Origin of the sequence: Gracilimonas sp. (assembly GCF_040218225.1) — a bacterium.
In the GTDB taxonomy this organism is placed as follows: Bacteria; Bacteroidota; Rhodothermia; order Balneolales; family Balneolaceae; genus Gracilimonas.
In genome coordinates, this window is the sequence record NZ_JAVJQO010000007.1 from 206,595 (window position 1) to 230,828 (window position 24,234).

Annotated in this window: 14 protein-coding genes; 6 read left to right on the forward strand and 8 right to left on the reverse strand. The window is 43.7% G+C overall.

From position 1 onward, the window contains the following. Window positions 1-8: 8 nt before the first annotated feature. From RIB15_RS11145 to RIB15_RS11160, 4 genes are all read right to left on the reverse strand, one after another. A complete protein-coding gene (locus RIB15_RS11145) occupies window positions 9-7,193 on the reverse strand; it encodes a BspA family leucine-rich repeat surface protein (protein ID WP_350202230.1) in 7,185 nt (2,394 codons plus the stop codon). Then, a complete protein-coding gene (locus RIB15_RS11150; RefSeq protein WP_350202231.1) occupies window positions 7,190-7,582 on the reverse strand; it encodes a response regulator in 393 nt (130 codons plus the stop codon). The genes RIB15_RS11145 and RIB15_RS11150 overlap by 4 nt, the downstream gene beginning before the upstream one ends. Window positions 7,583-7,735: 153 nt before the next feature. After that, entirely contained in the window at window positions 7,736-8,386 is a 651-nt protein-coding gene (locus RIB15_RS11155; RefSeq protein WP_350202232.1) for a response regulator, read from the reverse strand. Further along, window positions 8,371-11,379: a sensor histidine kinase gene (locus RIB15_RS11160; RefSeq protein ID WP_350202233.1), complete on the reverse strand. Its 3,009-nt coding sequence runs from the start codon at window positions 11,377-11,379 to the stop codon at window positions 8,371-8,373. The genes RIB15_RS11155 and RIB15_RS11160 overlap by 16 nt, the downstream gene beginning before the upstream one ends. Before the next feature lie 284 nt (window positions 11,380-11,663). On the opposite strand from RIB15_RS11160, the gene dnaX reads away from it, so the two are divergent. The 6 genes from dnaX to RIB15_RS11190 all read left to right on the forward strand — a co-directional run bounded on the left by dnaX (window position 11,664) and on the right by RIB15_RS11190 (window position 20,216). Next, window positions 11,664-13,520, forward strand: a complete 1,857-nt coding sequence (gene dnaX, locus RIB15_RS11165) for a DNA polymerase III subunit gamma/tau (protein ID WP_350202234.1) — start codon at window positions 11,664-11,666, stop codon at window positions 13,518-13,520. Between the two features lie 121 nt (window positions 13,521-13,641). Next, window positions 13,642-13,989, forward strand: coding sequence for a YbaB/EbfC family nucleoid-associated protein (locus tag RIB15_RS11170; protein WP_349353896.1), 348 nt, complete (start codon window positions 13,642-13,644; stop codon window positions 13,987-13,989). An 88-nt stretch (window positions 13,990-14,077) separates the two neighbouring features. Next, complete coding sequence (gene recR, locus RIB15_RS11175) at window positions 14,078-14,680, forward strand: recombination mediator RecR (RefSeq protein WP_350202235.1); 603 nt, start codon at window positions 14,078-14,080, stop codon at window positions 14,678-14,680. A gap of 93 nt (window positions 14,681-14,773) precedes the next feature. Then, the gene (locus RIB15_RS11180; protein ID WP_350202236.1) at window positions 14,774-16,657 is read left to right on the forward strand and encodes a M1 family metallopeptidase; all 1,884 of its coding nucleotides are present in this window, start codon (window positions 14,774-14,776) and stop codon (window positions 16,655-16,657) included. Between the two features lie 84 nt (window positions 16,658-16,741). Beyond that, a complete protein-coding gene (locus RIB15_RS11185; RefSeq protein ID WP_350202237.1) occupies window positions 16,742-17,896 on the forward strand; it encodes an NAD(P)-dependent malic enzyme in 1,155 nt (384 codons plus the stop codon). Between the two features lie 103 nt (window positions 17,897-17,999). After that, entirely contained in the window at window positions 18,000-20,216 is a 2,217-nt protein-coding gene (locus RIB15_RS11190; protein WP_350202238.1) for a carbohydrate binding family 9 domain-containing protein, read from the forward strand. A gap of 145 nt (window positions 20,217-20,361) precedes the next feature. Here the strand turns inward: RIB15_RS11190 and RIB15_RS11195 are convergent, their stop codons facing one another. The 4 genes from RIB15_RS11195 to RIB15_RS11210 all read right to left on the reverse strand — a co-directional run bounded on the left by RIB15_RS11195 (window position 20,362) and on the right by RIB15_RS11210 (window position 24,057). Beyond that, window positions 20,362-21,156 (reverse strand): ice-binding family protein, encoded by a 795-nt coding sequence (locus tag RIB15_RS11195; RefSeq protein ID WP_350202239.1) that lies wholly within the window; start codon window positions 21,154-21,156, stop codon window positions 20,362-20,364. 199 nt (window positions 21,157-21,355) lie between these two features. Further along, window positions 21,356-22,747, reverse strand: a complete 1,392-nt coding sequence (locus RIB15_RS11200; protein WP_350202240.1) for an ice-binding family protein — start codon at window positions 22,745-22,747, stop codon at window positions 21,356-21,358. Between the two features lie 59 nt (window positions 22,748-22,806). Then, the gene (locus tag RIB15_RS11205) at window positions 22,807-23,283 is read right to left on the reverse strand and encodes a hypothetical protein (RefSeq protein ID WP_350202241.1); all 477 of its coding nucleotides are present in this window, start codon (window positions 23,281-23,283) and stop codon (window positions 22,807-22,809) included. A 141-nt stretch (window positions 23,284-23,424) separates the two neighbouring features. After that, window positions 23,425-24,057 (reverse strand): response regulator, encoded by a 633-nt coding sequence (locus RIB15_RS11210; RefSeq protein ID WP_350202242.1) that lies wholly within the window; start codon window positions 24,055-24,057, stop codon window positions 23,425-23,427. Window positions 24,058-24,234 lie beyond the last annotated feature (177 nt).

Genomic DNA, 24,234 nt, shown 5'->3' on the forward strand with positions numbered 1-24,234 from the left:
ATTTCTCATTACTTAATCAGCATCATCTTACGGGTCTTCACATGCTTACCGGCTACAATTCGGTAGAGATACATGCCCGAAGCCAGGCGTGAGGCATCGAAGTTGACCTGGTGCCAGCCGGCTCGTTGCCGTTCTCCGTTCACCAGGGTGGCTACTTTTCGGCCCAGCATGTCGAATACTTCAAGGCGTACTTCACTGCTCTGCGGTACGCCGTAGCGAATTATGGTGGAAGGGTTAAATGGGTTCGGGTAGTTTTGATGCAATTTGAAGTCCTCCGGAATCTGAGCCATAAGTTCAGCTGAAGTTATAAAGCTCGGATCGATACGTACTTCCAGGGTATCCAGCGAAACGATGTTCTCGTTGTTGGCCACCTGAATGGCTACAAAGAAGGTATCGGCATCGGCTCTTGTAGTAATCGAAAGCTCGCCACTGGTATTATCAAAACCAACCGTTTCGGCAGTATCTGATACGATACCAAAGCTGAATTGCAGTTGCTCATCCGGTGTTGTAGCATCACTCACATACTCCCAGAGATTCATAATACGGGTATCTTCGGTAGCTATCTCAAACGGATTAGGCAAGTCGGAGAACACCGGCTTGTCATTCACACCCTGCTGCCCACCCCAGGCAACGGTAATGTTATTGGCCTCACGCAGTGCCTTCATGGCGTTTGCCCCGGCTTCAGTGAGTTCTATATCACCAATATCGATACTCACACTGTCCTGCAAGTCAAGCTTGGCCCACTCCACGAACATATTACTGGCATTTTCAGAACTCATTCCGGATCCTACCAGGAACCCACCCATAGCATCTTCAATTGTAGAAGTAACAGATTTTTTTCTACTGTCAACACCCCTACATGTGTTTTGCTCATAAAATGGTGGACTCGATGGTGAATTATAAAGTTCGCTATTACCCCAACATTCTACATTTGCTGGATTCCAACCGCTTATATCTTGGTTGAAAGAAGAAGCTCCATAAAACATGTTTGTCATTTCCTGAGTTTCAACAACCTCCCATGCTTCACCTGTTTTATTATTGAGTTTACTATTAAAGGATTTAGCCCCCCTAAACATGCCTTTCATAGCTTTAACCTCTCTTACATCCCACATCAGAATGTTATCAAACATTTTTTGGCTACTACCACTAGCTACTTTTTGCGAACTACTTCCCGGAGCAAATCCATTATTAAAGTAATATGCATTAACAAACATGGCATTCATGTTGGTAACCGAGGCGGTATTCCATGAACTCAGATCCTGATTAAACTTGGATGATGCGAACATAAATCCCATATCCGTTACATTAGATACATCCCATTTATCCAATGGTTGATTAAAGTTCGTAGGTGTAAATCTTATGTTAACTCGCCTTGTAGCAGCAAACATACTGTACATATTGTTAACTGAGGAAACATCCCATTCGTTTAAGGGCTTATTGAACGATGTAGCACCAAAAAACATGTTCATCATGTTTGTAACCCTCGACACATCCCAGTTACCAATATCCTGGTTGAAGACCTGATTACCATAAAACATGTTACTCATTGTTGTTACATTAGATACGTCCCAGTTTCCTATAGGCTGATTAAAATCCGTAACGTTGAGGAACATATCATCCATGTTCGTTATTAAACTCGTACAAACATTGGTTACATCTTGACCAGCATCAACCCTTGTTTTTAAGCTATCTCTACTGAGTGCTTTATAAGTAACAGTACCTAAAATACCTGTATCATTTGGATTGGCTTCTTTGCAAGTGACAGTAATTCCATTATCAGCGATAAAGAATTTAATTTCTTCTACATCCGTTACTGTGATCGTTAATGTGGTACTGGCGGAGTTATTGCCCGTCGCCCCGTCATCGGCCTGAATAGTCACCTCATATACGTTGTTTGTATCTGCATCGGAAGGGTTTTCAAAATCGGGCGAACTGTTAAAGCTCAATATCCCTGTTGCTGCTTCAATGGCAAAAGCTCCCGCGTCAGCCCCACCGGTAATGGAGTAGCTCAATCCTACATCAACAGCCCCTCCGTCTCCATCCGTTGCATTTATATCGATCACCGTGCCTGTGCCGTTTTCGGCAAAATTGACTGTCATCGGAGCGCCCACGCTATACAAGCTATACTCAACAACAGCAGCATCACTGCCTCCAGTCACATACATCTTCGTGCCGTTCCCGTTAAAAGTAAAGCCATATGGTTCTAATTCTTGCCCCCCTACATAGAATTCCTGTTCTGCGCCTGCGTACACTGCTGTAGATATATCATAGGCTGTACTCAGATTGAACTCAACCACCGTATCAGAAAAATCAGGATACCCATCAAGCACAAACATCTTCGTGCCGTCCCCGTTAAAGGCTAAATCCATTACTCCTCGGGCTTGATTACTCACAAATTCCTCATTAGCCCCCGCATACGCCGCCGTGGATACATCATAGGCTGTACTCAGATTGTACTCAGTCACCTCCGCCTCCTCAACTGAAACCACAAACATCTTTGTGCCGTCCCCATTGAAGGTTAAGTCAATTGGAGTTGGGGATTGAGCCCCAACATAGAATTCCTCTTCAGCCCCCGCATACGCTGCTGTGGATACATCATAAGCCACCCCAAGGGTGTACTCCACCACCGCATCATCAGTCCCAACCACAAACATTTTAGTGCCGTCCCCGTTGAAGGTAAGGCCAGCCGCTGCTGGCTCCTGATCACCTACATAGAATTCCTCTTCAGCCCCCGCATACACCGCTGTGGACACATCATAGGCCACGCCTAAGGTATACTCCACCACTGCATCACTATCGTCGATTCCGATCACATACATCTTCGTGCCGTTCCCGTTAAAAGTAAGGCCATATGGTAGTAATTCTTGCCCCCCTACATAGAATTCCTCTTCAGCTCCTGCATACACCGCCGCTGATACATCGTATGGAGCGCTGAAAATTGGGGCATTGTTGCCTTCATTGACAGTGACCACAAAGGTGTCATCTACAAATAACTCACCATCACTGGCCCGTACGGTAATGTTGGCTGTACCAAATTGATCGGTTTGATAATCCAGGGTAAGCGTCGAACCGCTTATGGTTGCGGTAACCAACGCTGGGTTACCGTTCGACTCGATGGTATAGGTCAGAGATCCAGATGCTGTTTCGGCATCGCTGAAGCTGGTGCTTAGGTCAACTACTGTGTTCGCCGCATTCTCATCTACCGTTACATCCGCTATGGGTGTAGTTACTGTGGGGGTTTCATTCACATCGGTAACCGTGATCGTTAATGTGGTACTGGCGGTATTGTTTTCAGCCTCCCCATCATCAGCCTGGATGGTGACCACATATTCATTATTTTCATCCGCGTCGCCAGGATTCTCAAAGTCAGGTGCTGTCACAAAGGTCAGTATCCCGGTAGCCGCCTCAAAAGCAAACGCTGCGGCATCGGCCCCACCGGTAATGGAGTAGCTAAGGCCTACATCAGCGGCCCCTCCTTCTCCATCGGTGGCATTAATATCGATCACCGTGCCGGTACCGTTTTCGGCAAACTCGGTTGTCGTCGGAGCGATGCCTAAGGTGTATTCTACCACCGCTCCATCAGCTCTTCCAACCATAAACATCTTCGTGCCGTCCCCATTAAAGAGAACACCCTCTGGCGCTATATCCTGAGCCGCTACAGAGAATTCCTCTTCAGCGCCCGCATACACCGCCGTGGACACATCATAGGCCGTACCCAAATGGTACTCCACCACCGCACCATCACCATCTCCGAGCACAAACATCTTCGACCCATCCCTGTTGAAGGTTAAGTCATTAGCATTTGGCTCCTGAGCCCCTACATAGAATTTCTCTTCAGCGCCCGCATACAACGCCGTGGATACATCATAGGCCGTATCCAAATGGTACTCCTCCACCTCAGCACCTATTCCGATCACAAACATCTTCGTGCCATCCCCGTTGAAGGCAAGGCCAGTTAATGCTAACTCCGGTTCCGCTAGATAGAATGCCTCTTCGGCGCCCGCATACACCGCCGTGGATACATCATAGATCGTCCCTAGGGTGTACTCCACCACCGTATGATTACTAGTTCCAAGCACAAACATCTTCGTGCCGTTCCCGTTGAAGGTCAAATCAAAAGGTTGTGGCTCCTGAGCCCCTACATAGAATTCTTCCTCAGCGCCCGCATACACTGCTGTGGATATATCATAAGCCGTCCCCAGGGTGTACTCCGCAACCGAAGAATTAATTCCTACCGCAAACATCTTCGTGCCGTCCCCATTAAATCTGAAGCCTAGTGGAAATGCCACCTGATCCCTTACAGAGAATTCAACGCCCGCATACACCGCGGTGGACACATCGTAGGGCGCGGCAAAAACAGGGGCATTGTTAACTTCATTGACGGTCACCAAAAAGGTCTCATCTACAAACAACTCACCATCACTGGCCCGTACGGTAATGTTGGCTGTACCAAATTGATCGGTTTGATAATCCAGGGTTAAGATTGAACCATCGATAGATGCCGTAACCAGTGTGGGATTGTCGTTGGACTCAACGGTATAAGCCAACGAACCTGAAGCCGTCTCTGCATCACTAAAAGTGGTACTCAGGTCAAACAACGCATTTGTTACGTTTTCATTCACCGTTATATCTGCAATCGGAGAACTTACCACCGGGGCCGTATTGTTTAAAATTACAGGATCTGTTCCTGCACTTGTCACGCTTTCTGAAGTCCCCTCCCCATCGGTATAACTTGCAATAACCGTTATTACTGATCCCACATCGGCCAGAGTTAAAGTGTAGGTACTATTGGTCGCTCCGGAAATATCTATTCCATCACGCTGCCATTGATAACTGATGGTTCCTAATCCATCTGCATCTGCTAAAGTATTGCTTGCTGTCAAGGTTTCATCTTCTTGAGCTATTCCTGAAATCGTTACTGATCCTGTGGGAGCATCATTTACATTAGCAACCGAAGACGTTTCTGCACTTGTCACGCTTTCTGCAGTCCCTTCGCCATCGGTGTAGCTCGCAGCTACCGTGATCACTGATCCCACATCACTCTGAGTTAAGGTATAGGTAGAAGCTGTAGCACCCGCAATATCCACACCACCTCGCTGCCATTGGTAAGTGATAGCACCTAAACCATCTTCATCTGCCAGAGTATTGCTGGCCGTCAAAGTTTCGTCTTCTTGCGCTGTTCCTGAGATGGTTATTGATCCTGTAGGGACATCATTTACATTAACAACCGAAGCCGTTCCTGCACTTGTTACGCTTTCAGCAGTCCCTTCGCCATCGGTGTAGCTCGCAGCTACCGTGATCACTGATCCTACATCATTCTGAGTTAAGGTATAGGTAGAAGCTGTAGCACCCGCAATATCAATACCACCTCGCTGCCATTGGTAGGAAATCGCTCCCAAACCATCTGCATCTGCCAAATTATTACTCGCCGTCAAAGTTTCATCTTCTTGGGCTGTTCCTGAAATTATTACCGATCCGGTGGGATCGCTATTCACAAATACAGCTCCGAAAATAGCTTGCAGATTCGGATAGCCATTATTTTTTGAAACATCTAAACCCCAAACATTAGTAAAGTCCCATCCGGCATCTGTAAATATGGATTGAGTTTTCATCTCCGTAGTGGTTTTCCCGGTTATTCCGGTTGTACTTCCTATACCCGTTGCATTAGCTTTTCCACTGGTCTGATTATCCCAAAAGGTATTAGTAGCAGCAGCAAAACCATTTTTTTGACCAATAAAACCACCTACATTCGTAGAACCCGTTACTGATCCGGCAGAGTAACTGTTCGAAACAATTCCACTGTTATAGTTCCCGGCAAAACCTCCTACATTGGTATCTCCACTGACAGAACCGGTGGCAAAACTGTTGTCTACATTATCGTAACTAAAACCAATTAGTCCACCCACATTATTCGCGCTTCCTGTCACATCACTTGCTGAATAACTTTCCGAGACGGTTCCCAAACTATGCAACCCAATCAACCCGCCAATATCCTGCGTTCCAGCTACCGTACCTGCTGAATAGCTTTCACTAATCGTTGAATTGTTTAGCCCAACAAGTCCTCCTACCACCGCTGATCCATCAACACCTCCATTGGCATAGCTACCCGAAACTGTTCCATTATTTTCACCAGCCAGACCACCGGTATTGCCACCACCTGATATTGATAGTTGCTCTAATCCAATGTTTGAAACCGAACCACCGTCCCCAATCACAGCAAACAACCCTACATAATCTTCTGTAGCTCGGTCTATAGTCAGCCCTGTAATTACAAATCCCTGCCCATCAAGGCTTCCCGTAAATGCTGTACTACCTCCTATGGGTACAAACCCTGCTCCTGAATTCCATGTTGATGTCGCTGATGCATCTAAATCATTATTCAGCACAAAATGTAAAGACGGACTGTCTTTCAGTGCCTGTAATTGTTCAAGGGTCTCTACTTGATAAGGGTCTGCTTCAATTCCCGTTCCTCCAGCAAAACTTACAGATACTGATTCACCCTGTACAGGTCCTACCAATGAACTTTCTCCTGAAGTTCCGGCATCAACCCCATCACTTGGAATGACAGAGAAACTCATGTGTTTACCTTCATCAGCAGAAACTAATGTGTAGGTAGTTGCGTCTGCTCCACCAATAGCTGTTTTATTCGTTCCTCCGCTGTCATCGCTTCTATACCATGTGAATACAGAGCCACTTTCAGGGTCGCTATCTAGATCATCATAATCATAGGAACCGGTTAGAGTTTCCCCTACTTCCAATGTTCCACTTATTGATACATTGGAAACCGTTGGAGGATTATTTCCTCCACCTCCACCACTACCACCAATAGGACCAACAGGATTACTTGGAGTAGGCATTCCTGTTTCTGTACCATTAGAAGGGGTCACTTCAAACACAATTACCTGGCCTGCATCTTCTGCAACCAGTGTATAAGTTACTGCGGTAGCACCATCGATAAGCACGGGTGGATCGAATTCACTGGCTAACCGATACCACTGATAGGTTGAACCCTCTTCCGGAAAGCCATTAGGGTCGTTATAATCATAGCTACCGGTAAGGGTTTCACCTACTTCCAGCAATCCTGTGATCTCCACGAAGTCTGCAATAGGGCCTGAGGGTGGTGGAGGAAACTGAGCCCATAATGTAGTTATATTAAATAAAACTATGGGGAGTAGAAGAATCAGTTTTTTCATAACGTATTGGTTTTATGATTTTGAGAAGACAGCATGGGTATGATGCCTGAAAGATCTTTTTTTGAAATGAATCCTAAAGTGGATAAGTGTTTTATTTTTTTTCGCAATGATGGGCTATCGTAACTGCTAACAAATAGGATTTTTGCACTCGAATCTTTTTCAAGTATCCACTCGGTCGCTTGAATGCCATTCATGTTTGTCAATTGATAATCCATGAGTACAAAGTCTGGTTTGGTTTTCGTGTATTGCTTAACAGCATCTTCACCGCTTTCGCATTCAACCAACTCCAGTGCATCTTTGTCAGCCAACAAGTCTTTATACCCTATTGTTAAGATATTCCCAAGAAGACGCCGCATACCTGCGTGATCATCCACGATCATTATTTTCATTCGTCGGAATTATTTATTTAGAAGGGATTATGCCTGAAAAAGCCAACGATTCGGTTTTCACCCATTTGAGCATAAATATCCTCTTCAGACTTCCCGAATACAATAGGCAGGAGTACTCATTCGTATAGGTAGAAGTACCTATAAATGAGCGTATCATACATTTGAAGCGTGTTCGACCGCGAATTTTAGAAGGGCGTGAGCTCCGCTAAGTCCAAGTTTATTGCAAATATTATTTCGGTGATTTTGCACCGTTTTTATACTCACATTGAATTCATCAGCAATTTCCTGGCTGGTTTTCATATCGGCAACCTGCTTGATGACTTTTTTCTCTGTTTTAGTAAGTAAGTTCAAACCATCCTTGTCACTGGCTGGGGTGAGAATTTTTCCATTCCGCTTGATTAGAAAATCGGATAAAGCCGGACTCAAATAGTGTTTACCACTCAATACCGTTTTAACACATTTGAAAATTTCAGAAGCTGTGTTTTCTTTCAGCACATATCCTTTCACCCCGATATCCATGGCTTTATTAAACATGGATTCATCTTTGTGCATAGTCAGAAAGATAATGTCTATCTGAATTCCCTCTTGGTGAACCTGTTTTGCTACCTCAAAACCGGTTAGCTCCGGCATTTCAATATCGAGTATGGCAATTTGAGGACGTTGCTTGCGGATATAGTCCAAAGCTTCTTTTCCATTCTCCGCAGTTATGATTTCAAAACCATCATGGCTTTTCAAAACCTGTTGAAGTCCTTTCATCATCAAGGGGTGGTCATCAGCTATCAACGTTTTTACGATACTACCCATTCTTTAACCGATATAACTATTGTAATTGTAGTTCCTTCCATTTCACCTGAGTTAACCATTAAGGTACCCCCAAGAGTTTCAACCCGTTCATTCATACCTGACAACCCAAGTCCACCCGCGTTTAATTTATCATGAGGATCAAAGCCGATACCATTATCCCATATCATAGCTTTCAATCCTGGATCTGCCCGCCTGATAATGACTGACGCTTCAGTAGCTTGGGCATGTTTGAAAATATTGTTGACCCCTTCCTGAATAACTCTGTAGAAGTTAATTTCTTTCTCTTTGGGAATCACCTCATCAATATCGTCCACATGATAACTCCACTCGATGGAGGAGGAATCCTGAACCTGACTGCATAGATTATGAAGCGCTTCAGTCAATCCAAATTTTTCAAGATGAACCGGCCGCAAGCCGTGTGAAATAGATCGCACATCAGCTATTGAGATGAGAGCACTTTGCATAATTTCATTAAGCTGTTCGTCCAGTTCCGCAGGTTGTTCAACAAATTTTCGAGCTAGCTCTGCCCTGTTTTTAATAACCAGGATCTGTTGCCCCAGGCTATCATGCAGTTCCGATGCGATCCGCTTTCTTTCCTGCTCCTCTGATTCAATAAGCTGTTCGGTGAAACGCTTTTGTCGTGCATTCTGTCTTTTAAGCTGCTCTATTCTCAAATAATAGACAAGGCCACCAGCACCAGCAACCAATAGCCCCATTAAGGTATAGAACCATGTAGTTTGCCAAAAGGGTGGTGTAACTACAATATTCAATGAAGCTCCTTCCATATTCCAAACTCCATCGCTATTCCCGGCAATCACTCTAAACGTATAATCGCCGGGAGGGATCTTTGAATAGAGTGCTTCTCTTCGATTTCCCACTTCGATCCAATCATCATTCAAACCTTCCATTTTATACCGGAACTCTACCTTTTCAGGTTCTGAAAAACTTATAGCTGTATACAGAATTTCCAGATATGGAGTGTTGTAGGATAGTGATATACCAGAAGAAAGCTCAACAGGCCCCTCATCTGTATTCAGCTTTTCGATATAAATCCGAGGCGATACCTCATTCTTCCTGACTAACCCGGGGTTTACCACGGCAACGCCGGCTACGGTAGGAAAATAAATGCGGCCTAAAGAATCGGTAAAAGAACTAGGCTGAAACCCCCCATTTGTTTCAGCAGAATTCATGCCATCAGCAGCTCCGTAAGAATTGGATTGTATGTGATCAATTTCACCATCCAGAAAGTCATTCAAATCACTTCTCTTGACATTTGATATGCCACGATTGCTGCCCATCCAAAAATAGCCACCTTCATCTTCTACGATATGCGAGATGATATCATCAAACAGGCCATCCTCTTTAGTAATATTTAGAACCTCACTTCCATCCAGCCTGAAAAGTCCATTACCATATGTTCCAATCCAGATATAGCCATCGCCATCTTCATAAATTGCTCTTACCGGAGGTTGTTTACTATCCGTTTCTTTAGCATTCAGTTCAACCTTCTCGATCTTTCCAGCTTTTATTCTGTTTAGCCCTGCCCTGGTACCCACCCAAAAAGTCCCTTCTCTATCTTCAACCAACGCCCTGGTATCATTGGCATACAGCCCTTCCTCTGTTGTATAATGGTTAAAGTGAGACCCATCATATTCATAAAGGCCATCTTCAGTAAGTATCCATATTGTACCGTTGGAATGTTCTGCTATTCCAAATACAGGAACAACCCCGCCCAAGGCAAGTTCATTTTCAAAGGTATACATGGGTTCATTCAGTGCGCTTCCATAAACAACTCCCAAAGAGCCAATCCATATGCGGCCTCTTGAATCCTGAAAAACCGACCAGTTACAATCGCTATCCATAAAGTTATGCACCGTGGAGCGCCGGGCAGATGTTCCATCCCACTCAAAAATCCCTCCGCAATTAGTCGAAAAAAGAGCTCGGCCATCTTTTAATTTGGTAATGGAGAGCATCTTGTCATTCTTCAAGCCCTGTTCCCCGTCTATCATAGTTATGGGAGTGGGGCTTAGTTTAAATAGGCCATCACCATCGGTCCCGAACCAATAATTGCCCTCATTATCTTCTAAAATACTTCGATACCTGATATCGGGCTGATCGGGGATTGGATTTAAAACATCAAAGTCTTTTCCATTCCAGACAGAAATGTTTCCGGGCAGATTTATAATGAGGCGCTCATCGTCAAACTTTTTAAATCGGATGAATTGATCGTCAATTAATCCATTCGCTGCATTGAGGACTTTCCGCTTGCCGTTGGTTAGATGAATCAACCCCGCCTTAACCGTACCGATAAAAAGATTGCCAGAGTTCTCGGGGAATTCCTGAACCTCAATATATCTCTCGTTATGAACTCCCGAACTTTCCTGAATCTTTACTACCGAATCTCCCAGGGTTTTCAGAAGTTTAAAGTCATAGGCGAACCAGACTCCGCTGGTGTCTTTAAGGGCTTTATCCGCAAGATTGGTATTATTAATTTCTTTACTTTCAATAAAAGAATCACCCACCAATCTGAATATTTTTTCGCGAGCAGACACCCATAGAACACCCCGCTTGTCTTCATTAATTTCAACCCGTGTTTCTCCTGTACCAGGGAATCTAAAGGTTTCTGCTTCACCTTCTTTGAACCGCTGAATAATGCCTTCATCACCTTCGGGAAAAAGCCAAATGTATCCCCGCTGATCTTCATAAAGCTCAAGAATCCGCTCAGAGTATAACTGCCTGGTGTTGGACTTATTGAAAATGGTAAATGAGTTCCCATCGAACCGAACAATTCCTCCAAATGTAGCAAGCCAGAGGTAGCCGTCTTTAGTTTGGATAATATCATTTACTGAACTTTGGGGAAGACCCTCTTCTAATCCAAACTGAGTCACTACATAATTTTCAAAGTTTACAGTTTGTGCCTCTGAAAAAAATGGAATAGCCAACAAAAAATACAGATAGAGCAAGCCTGATAAGATTGTCCTTTTCTTTGCCAATTTGATACTTCCTCCCAGTTTGAATAGATACTAACAGCCCTAGAGCCAACGCGGTTCAAATGTAGTTTCCCAAACTGAAAAAAAAAACTTTAAATAGGTCTGTAACGTTATATTTTCTTAAAGCTTCTACTCATTTGCCGACGATTTATTGAATAGCTTGAAAAAAGAGTTCCGAATTTCTCCTCTCAAAGTTTAGTCCTAGACATTGCATTCTTTCTCAATTCCACTCTCCAATTCTTCTCTTCTTTTTGTACATTGTAGCAGAGCTAAAGCGACCTTTGAGAATGTCAGAAACATACCGCGCACTTACCCGGAAATATCGACCACACACCTTTGAGGATATTGTCTCACAAGAGCATGTGAGCAACACCATCAAAAATGCGATTAAGCAAAACAGGCTGTCTCATGCCTATATGTTTTGCGGTCCGCGTGGTGTTGGAAAGACGACCATGGCCCGGGTTTTGGCCCGAACCATCAATCAGGTGGATATGAGTGTGGATGGGGAGTCTCTTAACCAGACGCTCAACATTGTTGAAATGGATGCCGCCTCCAACAACAAGGTGGATGACGTTCATCACCTGCGTGAAAGTGTTCGCATTCCTCCTCAGAATGGCCGCTACAAAGTATTTATCGTGGATGAGGTTCATATGCTCAGTAAAGCAGCTTTTAATGCGCTGCTGAAGACGCTGGAAGAACCGCCCGAGCACGCCATATTTATCTTTGCGACTACCGAACCACACAAGGTACTTCCTACCATTCTATCACGGGTACAGCGTTTCGATTTCAAGCGCATTTCCGTGGATGAAATCGTTCAACGACTACGGAAGATTTCTCTTGATGAAGATATTTCCATTGATGAGGAATCCCTTCACGTTATCGCTAAAAAAGCGGATGGCGCTTTACGTGATGCCCTTGGCTTGATGGATCAGGCCATTGCTTTTTGTGGGGATACCATCACCCACGATGAACTGTTGCAAGCACTGAATGTAGTCGGAACCGATCGCCTGTTTCAGTTCATGGAATGTGTCAAAGAGCATGACGCCGACAAGGGACTTGAGCTCATCAACACCCTGCTGCAGGAAGGCTACGACATACAGGAGTATTTGATTGGGCTGACTGAACACTTACGGAACTTATATATCGCTCTTCATAGTGATAAGTTGTATCTGGTGGAAGCTTCCGAAGATACTAAGAAACGCTATCAGCAGACCGCAAAGGATTTCTCCCGCGATGATTTAATGCGGATGCTGCATATCATCAGCGAAGCGCAGATCAAACTTAAAGATGCAAGTCAGCCACGTATACAGTTTGAAATTACCTTGCTGAAACTGATTCACATGGAGCGATCTGAACAGCTATCCGAGTTACTGGCTGGATTGGAGGAGTTAAAAAAAAACTCCGGTAACTTCATAATCTCCTCTCAAAATGGTTCAGCCCAAGAAGAAAAAGAACCGGATGTAAAAGAAAGTCCGGAATCTTCTTCAAATGGACAGCCAGCACCGAAAACTGAATCTCAGGAAAGCGAAGACTCAGAAAACGAAATTGATACTGCGAAAGAAGAGCCTCAGGAAATTGTTGAAGAAGAGTTTGAGGCAGAAGAAGCAGATTATGAAGAACCCGAATTAGATGAGGAAGACGACGATTTTGATATCGGCACCCCGGCCCTTATGACCAGTCTTTCTCAGAAAACGACCGCTTCGAAGAAAGCCTCAAAGCCAGCAGCAAACTCAGTTTCCACCTCCCCTTCAACACCAGAAGTAGCAAAGAAAGCACCCGAAAAGCTTACCCTCGAATATATAAATCAGGAATGGCCGGAATACCTGGATTCGCTTAAAGGCGATTTCCCTATGCTGCTTCACCTTCAAATGGAGCGGGTTAAAGTGGTAAAATTAAAAGGCTCAGAACTGTTTTTAGAATGTGACAACCCATTCGCTCAGAAGATGCTGGAAGAACAAAGATCGGAACTTCAGAAAAAATTGAAGGAATGCGTGGGTTCATTGCTGCGTTTTAATGTGTCGGTTGGTGAGCAGGAAGAGCGCGAAAAACCTATGAGTGTGTATGAGCGTTTCAAACAAATACAACAAAAAGACCCCATTATTCGTGATATTGTTGAGATATTTGGGGCTGAACTCGAGTATTAGTTTTCGCCACTAAATCTTAAAAACACTAAACTAAATAGTTAGAATCAGAGCAATACTAGTTTTGTGCTTTCGTGTTTTAGTGGCCTGATAAAAATGAAAATTTTAAACTTAATTTAGAATCATGAGTAATTTCAATATGGCCGACATGTTTGGCAAAATTCAGGAAATGCAATCCAAAATGCAGGAGGCGCAGGAAGGTTTAAAGGACGTAATTGTAGAAGCTGAAGCCGGCGGCGGAATGGTTAAAGTGAAAGCCAATGGCAATAAGCAGATTGTTTCCATTGAGATGGATAACGATGTTGTTGATCCCCAGGATAAAGAGATGCTGGAAGACCTGATTGTAGCCGGTGTTAATAAAGCCCTCGAAAAAGCGGAAGAAGCCTCCAAAGAAAAAATGCAGGAAATGTATAAAGGCATGATCCCGGGCGGCGGAATCCCCGGAATGGATATGTCAAAATTCGGACTCTAAGGGAAATTCAAAATGAAAAATGAAAGATTAAAAATGGGTTCTGCGAGCCCTGATTTTTCATTTTTAATCTTTAATTTTTAATTGCTTAATGCAGATAACCTCAGAATATTTAGAGCGGGCTATTGAGCAGCTCGCCAAGCTCCCGGGAACGGGGCGTAAATCAGCCCAGCGTATTGCCATTCATTTACTGAAACAGAATGATGAATATGCCCAGAAATTAGCCCAGGCTATTGTAGATCTGAAAGAAAAAGTTACCCGGTGTTCCATTTGTGGAAATGTAAGTGACTCTGATCCCTGCAAAATCTGTGATAATCCCAAAAGAGATCCTTCCGCCATTTGTGTGGTTGAGGAATTCAACGATGTATATATCATCGAAAAGTCGAATGAATTTCGGGGACGATATCATGTTTTGGGAGGGGTGATTTCCCCCATGGATAACATCGGACCGGATAAACTTCGTATACAGGAATTGCTGAAGCGCGTAGGTGAAGATGATCAAATCAACGAAGTGATTTTGGCTCTTAACCCTGATGCCGAAGGGGAAGCTACTTCTTACTATATTAACAAGTTACTAAAGAACTATGAGGTTGATGTTACCCGAATCGCCTATGGTATCCCAATGGGAACCGAGCTGGAGTTTATTGACGAAGCCACTTTGAGCCGGGCCTTCGCCAGCCGTAACAGTTTTTAAAAGAATTTAAGAATGAAAAATTTAAAATTTAAACTTAGCCCAACCGCTACCTTAATTTTAAATTTTTCATTTTGAATTAACCCAACACCAAGCATGAAACAGCTACTATCTTTTTTATTGGTCACCTTGCTGACCTTTTCAACATTAAACGCACAAAACCGAACTTACTGGCAGCAACATGTTGATTACACCATGGAAATTGACGTCGATGCTGAAAACCATCAGTATTCAGGGAAACAGACATTGGTTTATACCAACAACTCGCCTGATGTTTTGAATCGGGTCTATTATCACCTGTACTTTAATGCGTTTCAGCCAGGCAGCATGATGGATGTACGTTCACGCACCATCGCCGACCCAGATCAAAGAGTAGGTAGTCGCATACTAGGATTATCTGAGGATGAAATAGGATATCAGCGGGTTAATTCATTAACACAGGATGGCAAGCCGGTTGAATACACCACAGACGGCACCATTTTAGTGGTTGAATTAAACAAGCCCATTCAACCCGGAGCTACAACCACTTTCAGAATGGAGTGGGATGCTCAGGTTCCTCTTCAAATCCGCCGATCTGGCTGGAATAATGCGGAAGGTGTGGAATTCTCCATGAGTCAGTGGTACCCGAAACTTTCTGAGTATGATTTCCAGGGATGGCATCCAAATCCCTATGTTGGGCGTGAGTTTCACGGTGTATTTGGCAATTTTGATGTCAAGATTTCTATCGACAAAGACTATGTGTTAGGCGGAACCGGTGTCCTGCAAAACCCAAATGAAATCGGGTATGGATACGAGGAAGAAGGCGCTGAAGTCAACCGCCCCCGCGGCGACAAGATGACCTGGCACTTTAAAGCTGAAAATGTAATCGATTTTTTCTGGGGAGCCGATCCTGACTTCAAACATGTGACTGCCCAGGTTCCTGACGGACCTAAACTTCACTTTTTATATCAGCAGCCAGCTGTTGTTGAGGGTGCTACTGACGAGGAGAATGCTCGGTATACTCAGAACTGGGAGCAACTGGTTGATTATACCATACGAGCCTTTGAATATGCCAACGAAAACTTCGGTGAATATCCCTATCCTCAGTACACCAACCTGCAGGGTGGTGATGGCGGCATGGAATATCCTATGGGAACATTGATTACCGGCAGCAGAAGTCTTGGCAGCCTGGTTGGTGTGATGGTGCACGAAATGTATCACAGCTGGTACCAAAATGTACTGGCTACCAACGAAAGTTTACTCGAGTGGATGGATGAAGGTTTTACCGTTTTTGCCTCTTCCGAAACCATGGCTCATCTGTTTAACCGAGAGGGAGGAAATGTTCACGCAGGTTCATACCGAAGCTATAATTACATTGTAGAAAGCGGAAACGAAGAACCATTAACCACTCATGCCGACCATTACAATCTTAATTCTGCCTATGGAGTTGCGGCCTATTCCAAAGGAGCCGTTTTCCTGAATCAGCTGGAATACATCATTGGAAAAGAAGACTTCCGAAACGGAATGTTGAATTATCATAAAGAGTGGAAAATGAAGCACCCGACTGCGCTCGACTTCCTCAGCATTATGGAGAAAGAATCGGGTATGATTCTGGATTGGTACTACGAATATTTCGTTCAAACCACCAAAACCATCGACTACGGAATTACTTCTGTAATTGGAGATGAAAACAGAACAGCTGTTAAAATTGATCGCATCGACTTAATGCCCATGCCACTCGATGTTGTGGTTGAGTATGAGGATGGAAGCAGTGAATTGTTCTATATCCCCATGCGCATAATGCGGGGTGAAAAGCCTAATGAAACCGATATGAAGCGAACGGTATTAAGAGATTGGCCATGGGTTGAACCAAGTTATACCATGACCATCAATAAGCCCGCTTCAACTATTAAATCGGTTACCATAGATCCTTCTCAGCGACTGGCAGACATTAATCAGGAAAACAATTCTTTTAATGTCTCAGAAATGCTGAACGATTAAATCAGTCTAAAACTTAAAGGTGTCGTGCCAATGCGCGACACCTTTTTTATTTGATAAAACTTATATCAGAATTAAAAAAATTACATGTCTAAAAAAGACTACGCCAAGCTAGCTATTGAAGCCCATCAGAAGCATAAGGGAAAAATTTCCATCGAGCCCAAGATGCCTCTTGAAACTAAAGATGATCTTAGCATTGCCTATACCCCTGGAGTAGCCAGGCCTTGTGAAGAAATCGCAGCAGATAAGGAAAAAGCTTACAATTACACCGCCAAAGGAAACATGGTAGCTGTAGTAAGCGATGGATCAGCCGTTCTTGGTTTGGGGAATATCGGCCCCGAAGCTTCACTTCCGGTTATGGAAGGAAAATCCGTGCTGTTTAAAAAGTTTGCCAATGTAGATGCATTTCCCATCGTACTTGATACACAAGATACCGATGAGATCATCCAAACGGTGAAAATGATCGCCCCGGGGTTTGGGGGAATCAATCTGGAGGATATTTCGGCTCCCCGTTGTTTTGAGATTGAACGACGGCTAAAAGAAGAATTGAACATTCCCGTTTTTCATGATGACCAGCATGGAACCGCCATCGTTACCCTGGCAGGAATGTATAATGCTATGAGGTTGACCGGCAAAAAGCTTGAAGATCTTTATGTTGTAGTGAATGGCTCTGGTGCAGCAGGTGTAGCTATTGTGAACCTGCTATTCGAAGCGGGCGTTAAAGACGTTGTAATGTGTGACAGCCGGGGAATTATCCAGAAAGACCGAACCGATTTGAATGATACCAAAAAACGCATGGCTGAAATAACCAACAAAGGCCAGCGAAGTGGCCAGCTTGAAGACGCAATGTCTGGCAGTGATGTTTTTATAGGAGTTTCGGTGCCCGGTGTATTGACTCAGGAAATGGTGAAATCCATGAATAAAGACCCGATGATTTTTGCCATGTCAAACCCTGTTCCTGAGATCATGCCAGAAGAAGCCAAAGCTGCCGGAGCTGCAATCATAGCCACGGGTCGGTCCGACTTCCCTAACCAAATCAATAACGTATTGGCTTTCCCCGGGATATTTCGCGGAGCACTGGATGCCCGTATTACCAACCTGACTACCAAGATGTTCATCACCGCCGCTAAAGCTATTGCTGATTGCGTAGAAGATCTTTCCGCTGATAAAATCATCCCAAGTCCATTTGATGTACGGGTTCCTCAACAAGTAGCAAAAGCCATTAAAGAGAGCGCTGGATAACAATTCCGGAAACCCTTTATACTTTTTAACACGCTGCCTGTTGGTTAAATCTGTAATTTCCTATCCGGATTTCAGGAGTCACATAAAAATGATATCAGCGGGAATGAGAGTAATCTTTATTAGCCTATTTTTTATTTGCAGTACATTATCTGTATTGGGACAGGATCAAATATCAGTCCCTCCACCAAGCAGTTTTGAAGTAACTGCAACTTATGTAGAAACGGCTCCTTACATAGATGGAAACCTGGATGACGTAACCTGGGAAAACATTCCACCCATAACTCAATTCACTCAAGTTTGGCCGGAAGACGGTGCACCGGCTACAGAAGATACAGAAGTACGCATCGCCTACGATCGTGAAAACCTCTACTTTGCTTTTCGTTTTTATGATGAAAACCCCGAAGGTATTAAAGCCAGAAATCTGGAGAGGGGCGGTCGCAACAGCCGTGACGATCATGCTTATATCGGACTAGATACATATATGGATGGACGTAACGCTTATCTATTTGAGGCCAATGCGTTAGGAACTCAGGATGATGCGCTGATTACGGATGAAAGGCTGGATTATGGTGGTTTTTCATGGGATGCTGTATTTATCACCGAAACCAAAATTGATGATAAAGGCTGGACCCTGGAAGTGGCTATTCCATTCCGACAGCTTCGCTTTCCTGATGAAGAAGAGCTGGAGTTTGGCCTTATGCTTTCCCGCACCATTATACGCAAGAATGAACGTGTGCTTTGGCCGGCCATTGGACAAGAGTATGGAGGATATAATGGTGTGCGATCCGCAGTTTCTCAGTATGGAGTTTTAAAAGGAATAAAGAATGTGCGACAGGGAAATAACATCGAGCTAAAGCCCTATGTGATTTCAGGGGCACAAGAAATTCGTCCCGATCTGCAAAATGAACAAACCAATACTGACTATACCTACGACATCGGAGGGGATTTGAAGTGGGGTATTTCTTCTAATCTCACACTCGACATGACTGTAAACACTGACTTTGCGCAGGTTGAATCAGACAATGTGCAACTCAACCTTTCGCGATTTAGCCTCTTCTTCCCTGAAAAAAGGGAATTCTTTCTGGAAAGAGCTGGCCTTTTTGAGCATGGAAACACGCGTTCAACCCAAACCTTCTTCTCTCGCAGAATCGGACTTACTGACCAAATCTTAACTGGTGCGAGAGTTACCGGACAAGCTGGCCGCCTTTCTTATGGGCTCATGAATATTGAAACCGGCTCAGAAATGAGTAATTTATTTGGAAGTCAGTCTGCAAATAATACCGTAGCCCGGCTTCAGGCAACCGTTTTACCACGCGCAACAGTCGGTACTATTTTTACTAATGTTGAAGAAATTAACGGGGGGTATAACCGGGCATTAGGTTTTGATGGTAACTATCGTTTTTGGAGCGCAAGCGAGGTTCGGACCTGGTATACTCAGGTTTGGGATGATGTTTCAGGATTAAACGATAACGCCGGCCATGCCAGCCTTCAGTTAGACAACGATACTTATTCAGGTGGTTTTGCTTATACGCATGTTGGTCGCAACTATAACCCGGCTTTGGGCTTTGTACGCCGAAGAGATATTAGGCAATATTCAGGAAGCCTTGGGTATAATCCCACTGTCCAGTCCGACGTACTTAAGCAATTGGCACGGTTCAATTTTAGCTCCAGTTATTCTTACATAGAAGGACAGGATGGCATTAAACAATCTTCTGAACTTGGAGGATCGGCAGCACTCGAATTTGTTAACAATCAAAATATTCGGCTGCAAGCCAGTCAACAATTTGAGCGACTATTTGAGTTTTTTGATATTCGCCCTGATGCAATTATCCCAGCTGGTAATTACACTTTTAATCGATTTTCTCTGAGCGGAGAGTCCGACGAAAGTAATCGCTTATACAGTTCGGCTGGCATTGCTACCGGTGGGTTCTACGACGGTACCAGAACAGATTTTGAGTTCGAGATTGGCTTCCGCTTTTCTCGTCATTTCACTATGGATGCCGGTATCGATCATTCCATCATTGATCTTCCTATTCCTAACGGTGAGTTTGAAGCAACCACAGTATCAACCGATTTTTCCACGGCTGTAAGCCGAAAGCTTTTTGCAAAAGCCCTGATCCAATACGATAACTTTTCCAGAGATATTCAGGCAAATATCAGAATTAACTGGATTCATACACCAGGCAGCGATCTCTTTCTTGTGTTCAACACCTCTTACCACTTAACGGGAGATAATGAGATGCTCTTTGACCCAAAAAAGAATGTGATCATGAATAGTCAGGCCGCCGTGGTTAAGCTGACGTATTTGATTATGCTTTGATTTGAGAAGTAGGAATTTGATCAGACCATCACCGTTCTGATCGATGGCTTGGTTTTTGAGTGTTTTTAACCGGACAATCAAACAAAAAGCCCCGACTGAAGTGAATCAGCCAGGGCTTATTGAGGGCAATGATTAAATTGTTGTATTAAGAAGCAGGGGTTACAATGGTATTGCCTTCGATAGTTACGGCAGCAATACGCGCTAAAAGTCGGCCCTCAATACTTGCGCCGGTACCCAGCGAAATGGATTGGTCAGCCATAATGGTTCCTTTAAAAACGGAAGTGGTTCCAAGCGTGGCAGAGGTTCCAACTTGCCAGAAAATATTAGCTGCTTTTGCGCCACCGGCTAAAATCACTTTTCGGCCTGAGGTTGTATTTAAAGTAGAAGCTATTTGAATGATAAAAACTGCATTGGCATTTCCTTTAGCATCAAAAGTAACATCACCGGAAGAAATTTCCAGCGAACCGCTTGATTTGTAAAGTCCCGGAGTAAGGGTCAGTCCACCAATATTGCCTGAAATGAGGACGATATCGGTTGACGTTCTGCCGGCAGCATTGTTGTAGGCTGTGGTCAGATCACCCTGGGCGGTAGTTAATATAGCCGGAGTTGGAGCTGCATAATCTGATGCATATAAATTCCCGGTTACTTGTGCGGAAGTTGACTGAGCATCGCCGGCGGTATAAACCATTGAGAATCCGGTGATGAACGAAGCGGAGGCAGGGCTAATCCCGATATTTCCGGTAATGGCGGAGGTAGGAATGTTGGAAATTTCCGAACCAGCAAGGATTACATAGTTCCCAGCGGAATTAAGATTCACCATCGCTTGTGAAGTTGTTTGGATGGGTATGTCGATATCGCCATTTCCACCTGTTGGGTTGTTGTCGTTCGAGCAGCTTGTTACAAGCATTCCGGCTATTACCACGGTGGTAAAAGCTATCATTAATTTTGATTGCTTGAATATTTTTATTGAGGCATTTAAAGACTTTTTCATGATTTGTTTATTATAATTTGAATAGGTTATTCTATTGTAAAAATGTTTGTATCGGATGGTTTGTAAGAAATAGAGAGAAGACTCAAAAATGCCCCGATCTATTTAGTATAAATCAGGGCCGTAAGGGGTTGCTTAAATACTCGTCGGTTTATTTGATCAGCAACATTTTTCTGGTTTGATTGAAGCCGGTAGAATAAATGCGATAGATATAGATTCCACTTGAAAATGCAGAAGCATCAAAAGTGACGGTATATGAACCGGCCGTCTTTTGCTCATTCACCAATAATGCCACGCTTTGTCCCAGCATGTTGAATACTTCAAGGCGAACATCTGTATTTACCGGAACCTGGTAACCGATCACTGTTGAAGGGTTGAATGGATTCGGGTAATTCTGTGAAAGAGTGAACTCTGCTGGTAATGAATTTTCTGTTCCGCCAATACTGGTTACCACTGTAAAGTTAGGCTGAGTAATCGTGTTTTGGTCTAAGGTAATGGCACTTTGTGCTAATGCACGTCCGTTTAAGCTTGCACCTGTGTTCAGGTTAATAGCCGTCATAGACAGGATGATACCTTCAAAATGTGCATTTGTACCAATATTTACTTCACCGGATACCTGCCAGAATATATTTTTGGCCTGCGCTCCACCGGCTAAGATTACATTAATGTCTGAACTTACAGTAAGGTCTCCGGCAATCTGAAAGATCCAGATTGAATTCTCATCACCATTAATTTCAAAACTTGTTGGGACTATTACCGTGTTACCCCATTTGTATAAACCAGGGATAAGGGTTTTTCCGCCTAAATCGCCAACATGTAACTCAACAAAATCAGGAGTGACACGACCGGCGGCATCAGTGAACGCTGTTTCCATGTCACTTACAGCTGTAGTAAGGTTAGATGGCGTTGGACTTGCCATATCAGAGGCGTACACTTTTCCGGTTATTTGTGGTGAAGTTGCATAGCCGGTAGCGTCAGTCAGATTAAAACCTGTTATATACGTTTCTGCTGCCGGGCTAATCCCAACATCGCCTGTAATGACAGACGCAGGTACAGTTGAAATGGCTGTCTTTGCCAGCAATACATAATTACCGGCTGTTCCAAGATTTACAGAATCAGGGCTTGTTGGGACGGATTCCCATGTTGTAAAAATCCGTTGGCTTGAAAAAGCACTGGTACCGTCAACATTAGTTGCACTTACACGCCAGTAATAGGCAGTGTTAAGATCCAAGCCTGAGACTAACTTCACAGTATCTAAAAGGTCAGATTCATTAAAAACCGTGCCGCTAAAATTTTCATTTTCTGATACTTGTAAGGTATAAGAATCTGCTTCGGCTGAGGCATTCCAGCTCAGGGTTAGGTTTTGAGGCTGACTAATTGCAGAATCTGCCGGGGCTGATAATTCAGGAACCGCCGGTTGTGTCAGTGCAGTTGAGAACAGCATTAGGGCCATCACAAAGCTCAGGCCCAGAAGGCGTGAAGTTTGAGGTATTAGTTTAGAGATAGTAAAAGTGTTTTTTAAGGTTTCGTTTTTGGTTTTCATTTTGGTTTGATTAGATAGTTAGACAACATAGGTTTTCGTGTAACAGGATTGAGCTGGCGTCAAAAGTAGAATCTTGCACCGAGAGCGCCATCAAGAGCAAAGCCTGTAGAAGGGGTTAATTCAAGAGAAGGAGCTAATTCAAAAAATACATCGAGAGGGGAGTTTCTTGGCAGCCAGTTTACACCGACTACGCCACGTACTGCTAATGAGCCGTTATCAGCGCCATAGTCTTTAAAACGTCCGCCTATTCCGTAATGGACTGCGAATTGTTCTTCCGATCTGATAGAATCAAATGAATGCCACAGGTAATCCATATGGAAATGAATTCGGCTTCCGTTGTCCTCAAATCTCGGATGATAGGTTGACCAGCCAAGCCCAAATGCGAGGGCATTGTTGTTGGAGGTCCATAGTTTAGCACTTAATCCCGTGGGCTCTCCAAGCATGACGCCAAGACCGAAATTTTTTGTCTGTGCAGTGGCTTGCTGAGCCGAAAGTAACAGGACAAATGTGATAAGTATTAGGTAAAACTGTTTCATTGGTAATCCTTTTAAATTGTTACTTAAGCTTACCTTTAGTTTGGGCCAGTTGTAATCGCCTGTAGTAATGAAAAGCGGACTAGTCCTTTAGGTGTAGAGAAGGGGGTAAGTTTTTGTTTGTGAAATTTCTGTGAGAGAATTTCAATCAGGACGAGAATCCAAAAGAGAAAAGAGGTAGAGGTTTTGTTTAATGTTATGAATGTGGAATTTTACACTTTCAGGAGTGACAGACAGCTTTTCCCCAAGTTCTTCATCGCTTAACCCTTCACTTAATAGTTTGAGCAGTTGTAATTCAAATTGAGTGATTTGAACCGATTCCCCGGGTGTAATTTTTTCCTTTACTATCGTATTGCTCACTATATGAGACAGTAGTAAATCGGTATAATGCAAGGGAAGCACAATTTCACCTTTGGCTACGGCCGTTATTGTTTTGATGAATTTCTGCGGTGTCGCATCTTTTAGGATAAATCCGGTAGCTCCGGCATCCATAAATTCATTGATTTCATCCATTGATAGAGCGAGGCCCATCACCACTGTTTTTGTAACGGGAGATCTTTCAGTTACCCGTTGCACAACCTCCAAACTATACTGCCTTTGTAACGCTGAATTCAAAAGAATTACGTGTGGCTTAAACCGATCTATCTCTTGATCTAATTTTTCTTGATCTCCGGAACCGGCTTCCACTTCCAGTTTTTCCTGATTCTTAAACATTTCAGCCAAGCCTTCACGAATCAGCCTATTATCCTCAATGATAAGCAGCCTGGTCTTGTCCATTCTTAACCTTTCTTTAATAAAATTAGCCACACCCTCTTCATATTCGTTACAGAAAGGGCATAAAGAGCTTAGTCGTTTTTTCTTGAAAAGACTATCCTACAAAAGGATGAGAAAGGGACTAGTTTTATTTAGGGCATAATTAAAAGAGCAGGAAATATTGTCTGCCAAAGAGTGTTA